Origin of the sequence: Paraglaciecola mesophila KMM 241 (genome assembly GCF_000315015.1) — a bacterium.
Taxonomy (GTDB): Bacteria; Pseudomonadota; Gammaproteobacteria; order Enterobacterales; family Alteromonadaceae; genus Paraglaciecola; species Paraglaciecola mesophila.
Genome location: NZ_BAEP01000085.1, coordinates 1 through 13,250 on the forward strand (window position 1 = coordinate 1; position 13,250 = coordinate 13,250).

A 13,250-nucleotide genomic window follows, 5' to 3' on the forward strand; every position below is an offset into this window, starting at 1 on the left:
GTTGCTTATAGACTATGCACTATCAATAAAAACCAAAAAAAAAGGCTGCCCATTGGCAGCCTGATCATGAATTAAGGTAGCTAGACTTTTCTTCTGCCCATCACCACTGAAATAACCAGTAGGACTAAAAATACGAAGAAAATGATTTTTGCGATACCGGCTGCAGAGCCTGCAATTCCGCCGAATCCCAACACTGCAGCAACCAGTGCGATAACTAAAAATATAACGGCCCAACGTAACATAACTATTCCTTTTAACAATGAGTGGACTTTAACTAATGCTTCAAACGTGCCAACGAATGCTATAGGTAGAAAAACGTATATAAAACGTGGGGTTGAGCACAGGTGCATTGTTTAAATACGGGTCTAACCAGCTTTGAAAGCATGAATAATTTTGTTACCTATTTGTAAGATTTTCACGTGTTGTTATTGATGACTAGGGGCTGGTGTGCATCAATCAATACTGTCATAAGGGATTGGATTGAACATCATTAAGTGTGAAACATAAGGTAGAGTGAAAAAGAAAAAGCGCGTGAAGAAACAGTTCTTCACGCGCTTTCAGTTATATTTTTAATAGTACGAGTGGCTGATGATTAATGATTGTCGAAGAAGTCGTCTACCTCGCGCTCTGCTTCTTCCTTAGACTTGCCGTACTTCTCTTGAATTTTGCCCACCAGTTCAGTGCGGCTGCCTTTCATTTTATCTACATCGTCATCGGTGAGGTCGCCCCACTTCTGCTGGGCTTTACCTTTTAATTGTTTCCAATTTCCTTCAGCTTGATCTTGATTCATCATTATCTCCTTTGTTGAGAAAATACTGCGAAAATCGCCTGAACACCCATTGCGCACAGACGTGCTTCAATAGGTAAATAGCAATGACTATGCCAGCGTGAATACGACAGCGCTGATACGACAACATGAGTCCGTTAGTGCGATGGCAACATGGAAATGTCAGGATTAAAATGACACGCCAACCTTGTACTCGGGTTAGCAGTTCGTTAAGCCGAATATAGTAAAGCCGTATCAGATGAAACTGTCTTGAGCGAGGCAACTTAAAGCGAGGCTCCTCCAGGCTCGGCCATCTCATGTCAGAAAGCATCAATGCAAATGTGATGCTCATTAACAGTGTTGGGCGAAGCTTGTAATGGGTAAAAGCGAGGCCTTCATAGGTGAAGCAGAATGGATACCTGTGCTTTCTTCGGCAGCTTATTCACCACCAGCATAAAAGAGTGTTTTATCATTCGTTGAAGCTCACCGGCTGGTAAGCTGCCGTCCAAAATAACGGTATTCCAATGTTGTTTATTCATGTGATACCCAGGGATGACTGCGCTAAAAACGTCTCGCAGCATAACGGCCTCATGAGGATCACACTTTAAGTTCATCCAATACTTCTTACTGCATCCATTACTGTCCTCCTTACAGCATCCCTTAGTGCACTCATCACTGGCTTGCGCATCGTTAGTGCTAGCAATGTGAGTGGTTGCACTGGGAGTCGCTTTGCCCAAAGAGAGGGTAGCGAACATTTTACCTTTAACTTTGAAAACCGCGACCTCAGGTCCAAACGGAAAGTCTTCAACTGTATCAGGGAAGTCTAAAAGCCAGTTACGTGTTTGGGCATAGACTTGGCTGTGTGCTTGGTCTTGGCTATGCATGTGTCCTTCCCCTCATTCTTTTTCTTGCTCCTGTGCTTGCTTCTGTTCTGGCGCTGTCTTTGAGGTTATTTTAGAAGTAGTTTGTGAAGCCGTTATTTTCATTTTAAAACCAGCGTAAAAACAAACAGAGGTAAGGCGTAATATAGCGCTATTTTTTACTTAGGCTACCACCTGTTTGATGGCATTTAACCAAAAGGTTAAAAGACGCCAGCCGAAGTATTTGCCATTAACGTGCAATATTATTGGCGCTGACCTTGTCTTTACTTATACAAACATATAATTCGTAACAAAAACGCTCCAAAAAATCGCTAAATACAGCGCTAAGTAAAACGTTAATTGAGCTCAGCTCAAAAAGGAATATACACATGCTAGGCAAGAAAATAATGAAAATCACAGGGTTACTCTTTGCGTTTTACCTTTTAACAATGAATATTGCGTTCGCTGAATCCATCGACAGAGCCTCTGTTGAAAAACAAGCAACATTAGCCCTGCAAGGGTTTGACCCAACAACCTATTTCAACCTAAGCGGCGCTAAATAGGGTAGCGATGCTTTTCAGGCCGTGTACATGGGTCAGCGCTATTTATTTGCCAATGAAAAGAAACAGCAAAAATTCGCCAATAATCCTGCACAGTATTTACCCCAATTTGGCGCGCTTTGCGCCCACTCTTTGGTAATGGAAAAAGACGTTATTGCAGACCCTTCGATTTACACCATTGAGGCAGGTAAGTTGTATATGTTCGTTTCACAAGAGGCGAAAAGTGAATGGATTAAAGACAGTAGCAAAAACCTCATTGCTGCTACCAAGCATTGGCAGTATAAGTCTGAAAAACGTTTTGAGCAGATTGCAGCCAAAAAACGCTGGAAAAAAGATAACAGCGTTAAGTTGTTTACCTTTTAATTTCTTGGTTTGGGCACGTTTGATAACATACGCGCTCGTCATGGACTTGCTTGATTCTAGGGCTTAGCGCGGGCTCTTGAGAACGACTCAGATCAGCTTAAAAACCCACAAAAAAAGGAGCAACTATGCTCCTTTTTCAATCCGGTTTACAAGATAAACTCGGCGTTATTACACCAAGATGTCACGTACGTTGGCTAAATCTGTTTTGCCATTGATGATTTCATCTGGGGTTAAGCCTGAAATCTCATGGGGAAATACCAACCACTCTGCACTTTCGTGTACAAAGTAATCTGGCACTATGTCAGTTTTATTGTTTTGCGGCTTATAGTAAGGGCAAGCAATACGAATGTTTTTCGGCATATTAGCGCGAGACAACTTCTTAATTTGCTTGATCAGCGCGTCAACACTGCGGCCTGAATCAAACACATCATCAACAATAAGCAAGTCATCTTCCGCATTGGCGTTTTCAATCAAATAATGCAAACCGTGCACTTTGATGGTTTTTGATTGTTGATCGATACCGTAATAAGACGAAGTACGCACGGCAATGTGGTCCGTTTCTACTTTTTTAAAGTCGAAGTATTCTTGAACTGCGATACCAATTGGCGCACCACCGCGCCAGATGCCAATAATAAAATGCGGACGAAAACCATCTTCGTACACTTTTGATGCTAAGCGAAATGAATCTTCTAATAATTGCTGAGCGGTAATAAACGTTTTTTCCATCGAAAAACCCTTTGAAGCGTGGAATGCCACTGACTTATTGAGCTAACAAATCAGCGTGCTAATTTTAAATCATCGCCCATTATACACTGAAATCTTGTGATAAGAGACGGCGATTATGGCAAATTTGTGACGAGCTACCCGACTCGGCAATAAAACTATTCATATTTAAGCGCACTGGCTGGGTCGACCTTCACTGCCCGATAAGCAGGGTAAATACTGGCAGCAAAGCACAGCAATAAAGAAAACAAAATAAGCATCACCACTTGATGCCAGTGCATGACTATGGGCAACCCTGCCCCGCCAGTAGCCGCCATAATCGGCACATTAAATAAGCTCAATAAATTGTTTAATTGGCTTACAAGTAACAAACCGCCTGCTGCGCCAAACAGCGTCCCTTTAATGCCGTTGTATAAGCCATTAAACAAAAAGACCTGCATAATTCGCCCTCGCGATAATCCTTGGGTCAGCAAAATAGCGATATCGCCTTTCTTCTCGGTCACCACCATCACCAGCGCCGACACAATATTAAACGCAGCCACCGCGATAATTAACAGAAGCATTAAGGCCATCATGTTCTTTTCCATCTTAACGGCATCAAACAACGGGCCCTGACGCGTGCGCCAGTCGTCGCTTTCAAGGCCAAGCTCATTGACCTTGTCGACCACCATTTTATATTCAAATGGATCTTGCAAAAATAACCGCGTTTGAGCGATACGGCTGACCTTATTCCGCATCAGTTTAGCGCTGTCATTGATGTTCATTAAAATCACTTTGGCATCAAGCTCTGAGCCCACATCAAACACACCTACCACAGTGAATAAACGCTGGCTCGGCATTTGTCCAAACGGCCCAAATACGCTGCCCTGGGCAGATAAAATGCGTGTTTGCTCACCCACCCTCAACCCTAAACGGGTTGATAATGCTCGCCCGACGATAATGCCATAACTGCCGGGGGTTAAATCGGTGATCTGCCCCACTAACATATTCTCGGCAATAATAGAGTGCTCATGGGTGGTTTGGGGCTCAACGCCTTGGATCATCACCCCTTCTAAGCTACGCGATGACTGCACCACGCCTTCAGACTCAATAAAATCACTGGTGGCGATTACACCCGGTAATTGCGACAAGCTCGAAATGTTCTGCTCGTTTTCACCCCGCGTATCTACCACTACGTGCGGCGCAATACCGAGAATACGATCTTTCAAGTCCCCCTCGAATCCGTTCATTACAGACAACACTGTAATCAAAGACATTAAACCAAGGGCGATGCCAATAGCAGAAAAGGCGTTAATAAAGGCGATAAATTGATTACCTTTAGACGATTTTGCGTAGCGCAAACCGATAAATGCAGAAACAGAGTGAAACATGCTAGCAATGGACTCTTAGCAAAGGGTTAGGGATAATTCGACGTGCAGGTTACACCATGTGGTGTCTCATTAGACTGTATTTAGCTAAAGTCTGTTTATGTAAACTGACTTTATTTTAACTGAGTTTGTTTTAACAAAACGCACAGCATAAATGACTACAGTCATAATCGTTTAACTCATGGTAAAGTAAAACGTTTTTTGAATAATACGCTCTGGTCATAGCGCAAACAAGGTTACAATGGTCCAAACTAGAGTTTACCGCGTAAAATGCTAAATTAACCGTTAGCCGGCCGATAAAGACAGGCCCTTGGGCCACAGTGAATAACGATACTCATTTTCGGAGAATACATGCACGGCATTAGCCTCGAAGAAAAACAGCAACAATTCAATGAATTTTTCACCATAGAGCATGCCATACGGGTTAACTTTAAAACCGTAGCCGCTGGGTTTACCTTGCCCGATGTTGACGATTTAGGGGATCACATGCCCTACGCGTTTCGAGTGGCAAGTGAAGCAACCGCCATTGATGCCCAAGCATTACGTCCACTGCGTAACATGGGAGAACATGCTGTCGAGCTGGCTAACTTTTTAAATGCGCAATCTCGCAAAATTGACCTGTTGATGTCCTTGGTATTACAGCAACAAGACGACCCAAGCTTGGCTTACGAGTCAGTAATGTTCGGTGGTGGTGGCATTATCGTTAAGTGCGACGAAGCCTACGAGCCTGAGCAAATCATCGAGTTAAAGCTGTTTCTAAAAGAGGAGGCTTCCGCCATTTTTTGCTATGGCGAAGTCATTGAGTGCCAGCAGGTAGGCGAGCAATATCATGTGTCCCTTATTTATAACTGCATTCGTGAAGAAGATCAGGATCTTCTGGTACGTGCCAGTTTACATCTTCAAACAGCGCAATTACGCAAACGCGCCAAGCAACAAAAGAACGACTAATTTAGATGACAGCAAGTATTTTTAATCCGACCTTGGCCAAAGGCCAACGAGACGCAATTCACTGGGGCAATCTACACGGCAGTAGTTTGGCAATGTCTATTGCCAACGCTGCGGGTAAAACGAAAGGCCCTATTCTACTGGTCACGGCAGATACCCCAAGCGCCATGAAATTAGAAAAAGAACTAAGCTTTTTCTTACAAGGTAAAAATGTACAGGTGCAACTATTCCCTGATTGGGAAACCTTGCCCTACGACAACTTTTCCCCTCATCAAGATATTATTTCACAGCGCTTAGAAACCTTATACCGCCTCACTCAAGCCGAGAACTGCGTATTCATCGTGCCGGTTAATACCTTGATGCTGCGCATGGCACCAACAGATTACCTCAGCAAGTATCTGTTGTTTTTAAAGGTCAATCAAACCTTAGACATCGACTCATTCCGTTCGGGTCTAGAGCGCGCGGGTTATACACACGTTAATCAGGTCATGGGGCACAGTGAGTTTTCAATTCGTGGCAGTATTATCGATTTATTCCCCATGGGTAGTCAGCAGCCGTTTCGTATCGACTTGTTCGATAATGACGTCGACAGCATTCGCTATTTCGACCCCGACAGCCAGCGCTCAGGGGATAAAATTGACGAAATTAAGCTGTTACCGGCCCGTGAGTTCCCTACTGACCAAGACGGCATCAAACTGTTTCGCCAGCAATACTTAGAAAAATTCGACGCCAATAATTCTAAAGAGTCCATCTATTACCAAGTTGGTAAAGGCATGATGCCCGGCGGCATTGAATACTACTTACCGCTGTTTTTCGAGCAAAGCGCTACCCTGTTTGATTACCTGCACCCAGACACCTTGCTCATGATGCACGGCGATTTAGCCAAGGCCTGTGACTTTTTCTGGAGCGACGTTAACGAGCGCTACGAGCAACTGCGTTACAACCTCAGTCGCCCGCTTATGGCGCCCTCTGATTTATTTTTACGCAATGAAGAACTCTTCGGCGCGTTAAAGCAGTGGCCCCGAATCACCATAGAGCAAAATGCCAAGGAGCAAAAAGCCGGCGTCACCAATTACGACACCCGCACGATTGGTGATATCGCGATAAAATCCCAAAACAAAGTACCCTGGGCAACACTTAAACAACGGGTTGCCGATTGGCAAAAAAGCGGCAGTAAAGTGCTGTTTAGCGCGGAATCTCAGGGGCGCCGCGAAAGCCTGCTCGATTTATTGGGTAAAGCAGGCATCAAACCCAAAGCGTTTGAACACCTAGATGCATTTCAAAAAAGCAAAGAGCTAGTAGGTATTACCATTGGCTTGGCCGAACACAGTTTCGTGCTCTTTGAAGACAATAAAGAACTGGCGTTTATTACCGAAACCGAATTGCTCGGGCATAAGATCAGTCAGCGCCGTTTGCGTGACAAACGCCAAGCCACTGACGAAAACGCCGTCATTCGTAACTTGGCTGAACTGGCCATTGGCCAGCCTGTGGTGCATTTAGATCACGGCGTAGGTCGCTATCTTGGCTTGCAAACATTAGATGCTGGCGGGATCACCACAGAATACCTCACCATTGAATACGCCAAAGAAGCCAAATTGTATGTACCGGTATCCGCGCTGCATTTAATCAGCCGCTACAGCGGTGGTGATTTAGAAAAAGCCCCTTTGCACAATCTAGGCACCGAAACCTGGAGCAAAGCCAAGCAAAAAGCCGCCGAGCGTGTGCGAGACGTGGCCGCACAATTACTTGACGTATACGCTAGGCGCGCAGCCAAACCCGGTTACTCTTACAAAATTGCCTGGGACGAATACCAAGCTTTCAGCGACAGTTTCCCCTTTGAAGAAACCTTAGATCAGCAACAAGCCATCAACGCAGTTATTCAAGACATGGGTAGCAGCAACGCCATGGACAGACTCGTTTGTGGTGATGTGGGCTTTGGTAAAACCGAAGTCGCTATGCGCGCTGCCTTCATCGCAGCGAATCAAGGTAAACAAGTGGCAATATTGGTTCCCACCACATTGCTAGCCCAGCAACATTATGAAAACTTCAAAGACAGATTCGCCGACTGGCCATTTAAGATAGAAGTGATGTCACGTTTTGGCAGTACCAAAGACCAAAAAGAGGTAATGGCTGGTTTAGACGATGGCAAAGTGGATATTGTGGTGGGCACCCATAAACTGCTGCAAAGCGATGTGAAATTTGATGATTTGGGCTTGGTCATTATCGATGAAGAGCACCGATTTGGCGTACGCCAAAAAGAGAAATTTAAAGCCTTGCGCTCAGACGTTGACATACTGACCTTAACCGCCACGCCCATACCGCGAACGCTTAACATGGCGCTTTCCGGCATGCGCGACTTGTCAATTATTGCGACGCCACCAGCCAAACGTTTGGCGATCAAGACCTTTGTGAACCAACGTAGCAAAGAGCTTATCCGTGAAGCCATCATGCGGGAGATTTTGCGCGGTGGTCAGGTGTACTTTCTGCATAACGAAGTGGAAAGTATCGAGCGTACCGCTGACGAAATAGCCGAAATGGTGCCTGAAGCGCGAATTGCCATAGGCCATGGTCAAATGCGCGAGCGGGAACTTGAAAAGGTCATGGGGGATTTTTACCACCAGCGACACAATGTGTTGGTGTGTACCACCATCATTGAAACCGGTATTGACGTTCCTTCAGCGAATACCATTATCATGGACAGAGCGGATCATCTTGGCCTTGCTCAGTTACACCAATTGCGTGGCCGTGTGGGTCGTTCTCATCACCAAGCTTACGCCTATTTATTAACGCCGCATCCTAAACGCATGACCAAAGATGCCAAAAAACGTTTGGAAGCCATTTCCTCACTGGAAGATTTAGGCGCAGGCTTTGCCCTTGCCACTCACGATTTAGAAATACGCGGTGCCGGTGAGTTGCTCGGTGACGACCAAACTGGTCAAATCACCACGGTCGGTTTTACCCTGTACATGGAAATGTTAGAGCAAGCGGTTGAAGCGTTAAAAGAAGGCAAAGAGCCATCACTTGACACCGCCCTTGCTAATCAAACGGAAATCGAATTGCGCTTACCTGCACTATTCCCAGAAGATTACATCAATGATGTAAACACCCGTTTGTCTTTGTATAAAAAGCTCGCCAGCTGCAAAAATGAAAGACAAATCAATGAAGTGCAAATTGAATTGATTGACCGCTTTGGATTACTACCTGATGCCGCTAAGAACCTAGTGCAAATCAGTCAAATGAAATTAGTGGCCAAGAAAGTGGGTATCAATAAGGTTGAAGCCAACAATGCAGGGGGCGCGATTGAGTTCTCAGATAAAACCCAAATCGACCCAAGCTTTATCATTAAACTGATACAATCTCAGCCGCGCATCTATCGATTAGAGGGCGCCAACAAATTGAAATTCAACGTACCAACACAATCCGCCAGTGATAGGCTGCAACTTATCCTGGATATGTTAAATGAGTTTAGCCAGCAATTAAGAGCCGCTTGATGCCAAATATGTTTAGTTTTGTTAACACCAAAAACCAACCGACCGCAGCGCGAAAGCCAAAGCTTGGCATGACGCTGCTCGCCTTAAGCTGCACCTTAGGCCTGCACACTACGGCGCATGCTAACGACTGGTGGTTTGATGTTGAAGTGATTGTGTTTAAGCGAGATATTGCGGCACAAAGTATCGCTGAAAGCTTTGCCCATAAAGCACCAGAGTTTGCATCGCCAACCGCATTCGATTTACTCAGCGATTATGTTTCACCGGACCTGACCTACATGAGTGCAGGCTTACCTTCGTGTGATGCCAGTGTAGAGGTAAATAAAAAAGAACAACGTGAGCGTCAATTCACTTTAGCAAACACAGTATTCACTGAAACGGATTATTCTTACCTTGATGTACAAGATGAGCCGGCAGCAGACGAAACCACGGCCTTGATTAATCAATTAACGGGCTCGGCGCAAAGTGATCCGACAAATATCGTCAATACTCAGGTCTATTCTGATGGCGATAATACCAAGCAAAGCGGCGCACAAGTCACACCCAGCGCGAGTCCTACTTTATCAGAGCCGACTTGGGTTAAATGGCAAATTCCTCGATCGTTACCCTGTGCGTTCGAGCAAGATCGCGTGTTACTGGCTGGGCCTTATGACAAGCCTATTGATGTCAAGCAGCCTAAGCGTATACCCATCCATATTGATGGCGTGGAATGGCCTAATCGCCAAAGCCCATACTTGTTGCCAAAATCAGCCCAACAGCTGGCAAAACTTGAAGAGCATATTCGCTGGCAGAAAGATCTCACCCCGATTTTGCATTTAACATGGCGCCAGCCAGTGGTATTTGGCAAAGATAAAGCCCAGCCATTCAGATTAATTGCAGGTGAAAATTACGCTCAAGCTTATGACCAAGATGGCCAACGAAAAGTTGAAACGCCATTAAACGAAGTGCTAGACCCACGTTTTATGAACGCTCAACAAAACGAAGACAGCATGGAGAAAGGATTATCTAATCAGGCTTTATTCGCGCAAATCAATTCCGCGCTCGCTTCGCCAGAGCCTGCAAAGGTAATTGATTTTAGTCAGGGCAATACTGCTGATGCTGACGCCAGTATCGACGCAGAAGATTTCATTCAAGTAGCAGAGAAACCCCTTTGGCAGGTAGAAGGTGACTTTAAGGTATACCTAGAAAATTTAGGTCGCACGCCCTACTTGCACATAGACAGCAATCTAGACTATCGAGCGCCTATTACCTTGCGCTTACCCGGTGAAACTGATGTGCAACCGAATAACTTTTTGCAAAGCTTTCATTTTGATCAATTACGTAGAGTAATATCTAAACAGTTACATTATTTTGATCACCCTTTGTTCGGCATGGTCGTGCAAATACGCCGTTATGAGCCACCAAAAGTAACTGACAATAATTAAGCGCTAACGTACGAACAGAAAAGCGGCTCATTTGAGCCGCTTTTTTTATGAACGAATTTTAAGTTCGTTAACAGTTATGTATAGGTCAAACCTAAAAAACAGTATTTAAACGCATGTAGTAGTAACCACCTTGCCAATCAACGATGTTGCTTGACCAGTAAACCGCACCACAACAGTCATCGCCATCATCTTTGTCTGGGTATTCGTCAAAGATGTTACGTGCACCCGCTGCAATGGTGACATTTTCACTGATTTGGTAGCTTGCTTCTAAATCGAAGAATACCGTTGGGTCGTATTCTTGGCGCGTTGTTGCATCAGAGCTAATCGCGTTTTCGTAAGAGCCATACACGTTAGCGCGCACCAATAGAGTTAAGTCGTCAAAGCTGTGCTTAGCTGAAGCGACCCCACGCCATTCTGGAATAGCATTCTCTAAATCAAATTGGTCTTCTGCATTTAAGTAAGCTGATGCATCTGAGTCAATTTCCGTTTTGTTGTAGTTAACAGATGTGCTGAGTACGGTATCACCCATGGTGTAAGTCACAACGAAATCCATACCGTTGGTCACTGTATCAAACGCATTTTGGAAATAGTTAACACCACCAATGGTGTTTGCACCAGCAACACCCGCCGCTTCTAGCTTCAAGAAGTTAGCATAGGCATCAGCATCTGTTTCATCCGTGGAAACGTCTAAAGTCGATACTGCGTAGAAACGATCTTCAAGCTCAATGCGATAGAAATCTAATGTCACGTTCAAATCATCAATACTGCCGGTTACACCTAAGCTGTAGTTCAATGATTTCTCAGGTTTTAGCGCCTCAGCACCTAAAGCTTGACCCACTGCACTTAGTGCAGGAAACAAACCCGTTGCGACCGGTAAACCGTCAGGTAAACGTGTTGATACGTTAGTGGTACCTTGCTGGCCAGGCGTTGGTGCTCTGAAACCCGTGCCCACAGAGCCACGCATGTTGAATTCATCACTCAAGGTATATTTAAACGCTAATTTACCCACCAGCTCAGAGCCAAAATCAGAGTAGTCTTCGTAACGCATAGCGGCTTGTAAAAATAAATCTTCGCTTACGTCACTGCTCACATCGGCGTAGATACCGTGCATATCACGCTCGTATTCACCTGAATATTCTGGTGAATAACCTGGAAAACCGTTAGAGCCAACCCCAACTGCGGTATAAACCGGATCATCAGCATTTGAACAATCAAGGGTTGAGCCCCCTGTGATAACCGCTAAACCAGCTGCAGTCGTACCACCTGCATCGTCACAGAATCCCCAAGGATCAGACGTGGCATAAGCGCCAGCAGAGTAAGATGCTTCATCGCCGCCCTTCAGCTCGTATGTTTCTTCCATGTAAGTGGCACCGAAGGCGAACAACACGTCTGAATACAAACCAAAGTCAAAGTACTTGGTGAAATCAGCAGAGAATTGCAATTCTTCGTTAACCAAATCGCCAGGGTGGAACGAGGTAGGCGAGTCAGCTCCCATAGAAGGGTTGATGGTGTTTTTCAAGGTATATTCAATTTCATTTGAGCCATAACGACCACTGAAATCGTATGTCATGCCATTAGCAAACTCACCTTCTAGGCCAGTAACCAATGAGAAATCAGTAATATCACCAAAGAAGCGCGGTGTGAAACCACCAGGGAATTTCTCTAGGGGGCTGTAAATAGAACCATCTTCTTGACGCAAATCTTCTATGGTGCCGTTACCTGGGTAACGATAGTAGAAGGAAGCGTCCCCTTCACTTTCAGAGTAGTTACCAAAAGCGTAGAACTTCATGTCGTCGTTGAATTCGTAACCACTGTTAAAGAAAACACGCGTTGCTGAAGTATTAGGTTGGCCCCAGGGCTGCACCACGTCTTCACCGCCTAAGTTGGCGTTTTCCATACCGGCAACAAAGTCAGGGTCGCTCAAATACGGGTTTGCAGCACCGCGTGGATCGCTTGCATCACCACACCACCAATCTTCACAGTATTGCTCGCCGCGGTTGGTTGAGTCTGAATCTGCGTATTCAGCAGATAAACTCAAAAAGCCGTTGTCACCCAACGAGAAACCAATGTTACCCGTTAGGGTGATTTGCTCGCCATCACCTTCGTAGTATTGCCCCGCGTCAACTGAAAAAGAACCACCTTCATCGTTATCTTTTAAAACAAAGTTAATGACGCCTGCGATCGCATCAGAACCGTATTGTGCTGCTGCACCATCACGCAATACTTCCACGCCTTTAAGGGCAGAAGATGGAATGGTCGCAATATCTGGGCCTTGCGTACCTGAACCACCGATTTGCACAAGTGCAGAGCGATGACGACGTTTAGAGTTTACCAATACTAGGGTTTTATCCGTTGGCATACCGCGTAACGTGGCAGGGCGAATAAAAGATGCACCATCTGATATAGGCTGGCGCTGAAGTGAATATGACGGCACCAATGTTTTCAAAATATCATTGGTATCCGAAAAAGGCACTGACGCTAAATCGTCTTCACTGAGTACATCGACCGGTACGGGTGAATCCGCTAGCGAGCGAGGTGCACCGCGAGAACCGGTAATAACCACTTTCTCGTAAGTAGCAGCCGCTTCATCTGGCGTCTGTGTTTCTTGTGCCATTGCTGATGATATTGCCACAGAACCCATTGCGCAGGTCATCAACCCGGTTTTTATTGCTTTGCTAAGTTTATTTTGCTTGAGCATGTGTGTTCACCTTTTTTATTTTTTAATCTTTGCGAGCTAATTAACTTGGCTATTTC

Annotated in this window: 10 protein-coding genes and 1 pseudogene; 5 read left to right on the plus strand and 6 right to left on the minus strand. The window is 45.2% G+C overall.

Features of this window, described 5'->3' with window-relative positions; translation table 11 throughout:
- Positions 1–80 precede the first annotated feature (80 nt).
- The 3 genes from GMES_RS22345 to GMES_RS20820 form a co-directional block, all read right to left on the minus strand.
- Positions 81–242: a DUF1328 domain-containing protein gene (locus GMES_RS22345; RefSeq protein WP_006994792.1), complete on the minus strand. Its 162-nt coding sequence runs from the start codon at positions 240–242 to the stop codon at positions 81–83.
- A 350-nt stretch (positions 243–592) separates the two neighbouring features.
- Positions 593–790 carry a CsbD family protein gene (locus GMES_RS20815; RefSeq protein WP_006994793.1) on the minus strand — a complete coding sequence of 66 codons (198 nt, stop codon included), beginning with the start codon at positions 788–790 and terminating at the stop codon, positions 593–595.
- Positions 791–1,161: 371 nt separating this feature from the next.
- A complete protein-coding gene (locus GMES_RS20820) occupies positions 1,162–1,650 on the minus strand; it encodes an MmcQ/YjbR family DNA-binding protein (RefSeq protein ID WP_006994794.1) in 489 nt (162 codons plus the stop codon).
- Between the two features lie 365 nt (positions 1,651–2,015).
- On the opposite strand from GMES_RS20820, the gene GMES_RS22560 reads away from it, so the two are divergent.
- Both GMES_RS22560 and GMES_RS20825 read left to right on the plus strand, forming a co-directional pair.
- Positions 2,016–2,189, plus strand: coding sequence for a hypothetical protein (locus tag GMES_RS22560; RefSeq protein ID WP_006994796.1), 174 nt, complete (start codon positions 2,016–2,018; stop codon positions 2,187–2,189).
- Between the two features lie 12 nt (positions 2,190–2,201).
- A pseudogene (locus tag GMES_RS20825) lies at positions 2,202–2,549 on the plus strand (YHS domain-containing (seleno)protein); the annotation flags it as partial.
- Between the two features lie 168 nt (positions 2,550–2,717).
- On the opposite strand, the gene GMES_RS20830 reads toward GMES_RS20825, so the two are convergent.
- Both GMES_RS20830 and GMES_RS20835 read right to left on the minus strand, forming a co-directional pair.
- The gene (locus tag GMES_RS20830) at positions 2,718–3,275 is read right to left on the minus strand and encodes a phosphoribosyltransferase (RefSeq protein WP_006994798.1); all 558 of its coding nucleotides are present in this window, start codon (positions 3,273–3,275) and stop codon (positions 2,718–2,720) included.
- 155 nt (positions 3,276–3,430) lie between these two features.
- Positions 3,431–4,642 (minus strand): lipoprotein-releasing ABC transporter permease subunit, encoded by a 1,212-nt coding sequence (locus GMES_RS20835; protein WP_006994799.1) that lies wholly within the window; start codon positions 4,640–4,642, stop codon positions 3,431–3,433.
- A 348-nt stretch (positions 4,643–4,990) separates the two neighbouring features.
- Here GMES_RS20835 and GMES_RS20840 point away from each other — a divergent pair, with 348 nt between their 5' ends.
- Genes GMES_RS20840 through GMES_RS20850 form a run of 3 tightly spaced genes read left to right on the plus strand, consistent with a single transcriptional unit; the run spans position 4,991 to position 10,496 of the window.
- Positions 4,991–5,587: a PilZ domain-containing protein gene (locus GMES_RS20840; RefSeq protein WP_006994800.1), complete on the plus strand. Its 597-nt coding sequence runs from the start codon at positions 4,991–4,993 to the stop codon at positions 5,585–5,587.
- 5 nt (positions 5,588–5,592) lie between these two features.
- On the plus strand, positions 5,593–9,075 hold the full coding sequence (gene mfd / locus GMES_RS20845; RefSeq protein ID WP_006994801.1) for a transcription-repair coupling factor: 3,483 nt from the start codon (positions 5,593–5,595) through the stop codon (positions 9,073–9,075).
- Complete coding sequence (locus GMES_RS20850) at positions 9,075–10,496, plus strand: CsiV family protein (protein WP_006994802.1); 1,422 nt, start codon at positions 9,075–9,077, stop codon at positions 10,494–10,496. The genes mfd and GMES_RS20850 overlap by 1 nt, the downstream gene beginning before the upstream one ends.
- A gap of 91 nt (positions 10,497–10,587) precedes the next feature.
- Here GMES_RS20850 and GMES_RS20855 read toward each other — a convergent pair whose 3' ends face one another.
- Complete coding sequence (locus GMES_RS20855) at positions 10,588–13,194, minus strand: TonB-dependent receptor plug domain-containing protein (protein WP_006994803.1); 2,607 nt, start codon at positions 13,192–13,194, stop codon at positions 10,588–10,590.
- Between the last annotated feature and the right edge of the window lie 56 nt (positions 13,195–13,250).

Excerpts from the sequence above, each read along its gene's own strand:
- GMES_RS20855 (WP_006994803.1), bottom strand. The coding sequence starts at position 13,194 with ATGCTCAAGCAAAATAAACTTAGCAAAGCAATAAAAACCGGGTTGATG.
- GMES_RS20815 (WP_006994793.1), bottom strand. The coding sequence starts at position 790 with ATGAATCAAGATCAAGCTGAAGGAAATTGGAAACAATTAAAAGGTAAA.
- GMES_RS20835 (WP_006994799.1), bottom strand. The coding sequence starts at position 4,642 with ATGTTTCACTCTGTTTCTGCATTTATCGGTTTGCGCTACGCAAAATCG.
- GMES_RS22345 (WP_006994792.1), bottom strand. The coding sequence starts at position 242 with ATGTTACGTTGGGCCGTTATATTTTTAGTTATCGCACTGGTTGCTGCA.
- GMES_RS20820 (WP_006994794.1), bottom strand. The coding sequence starts at position 1,650 with ATGCATAGCCAAGACCAAGCACACAGCCAAGTCTATGCCCAAACACGT.
- GMES_RS20850 (WP_006994802.1), top strand. The coding sequence starts at position 9,075 with ATGCCAAATATGTTTAGTTTTGTTAACACCAAAAACCAACCGACCGCA.
- GMES_RS20830 (WP_006994798.1), bottom strand. The coding sequence starts at position 3,275 with ATGGAAAAAACGTTTATTACCGCTCAGCAATTATTAGAAGATTCATTT.
- GMES_RS22560 (WP_006994796.1), top strand. The coding sequence starts at position 2,016 with ATGCTAGGCAAGAAAATAATGAAAATCACAGGGTTACTCTTTGCGTTT.
- mfd (WP_006994801.1), top strand. The coding sequence starts at position 5,593 with ATGACAGCAAGTATTTTTAATCCGACCTTGGCCAAAGGCCAACGAGAC.
- GMES_RS20840 (WP_006994800.1), top strand. The coding sequence starts at position 4,991 with ATGCACGGCATTAGCCTCGAAGAAAAACAGCAACAATTCAATGAATTT.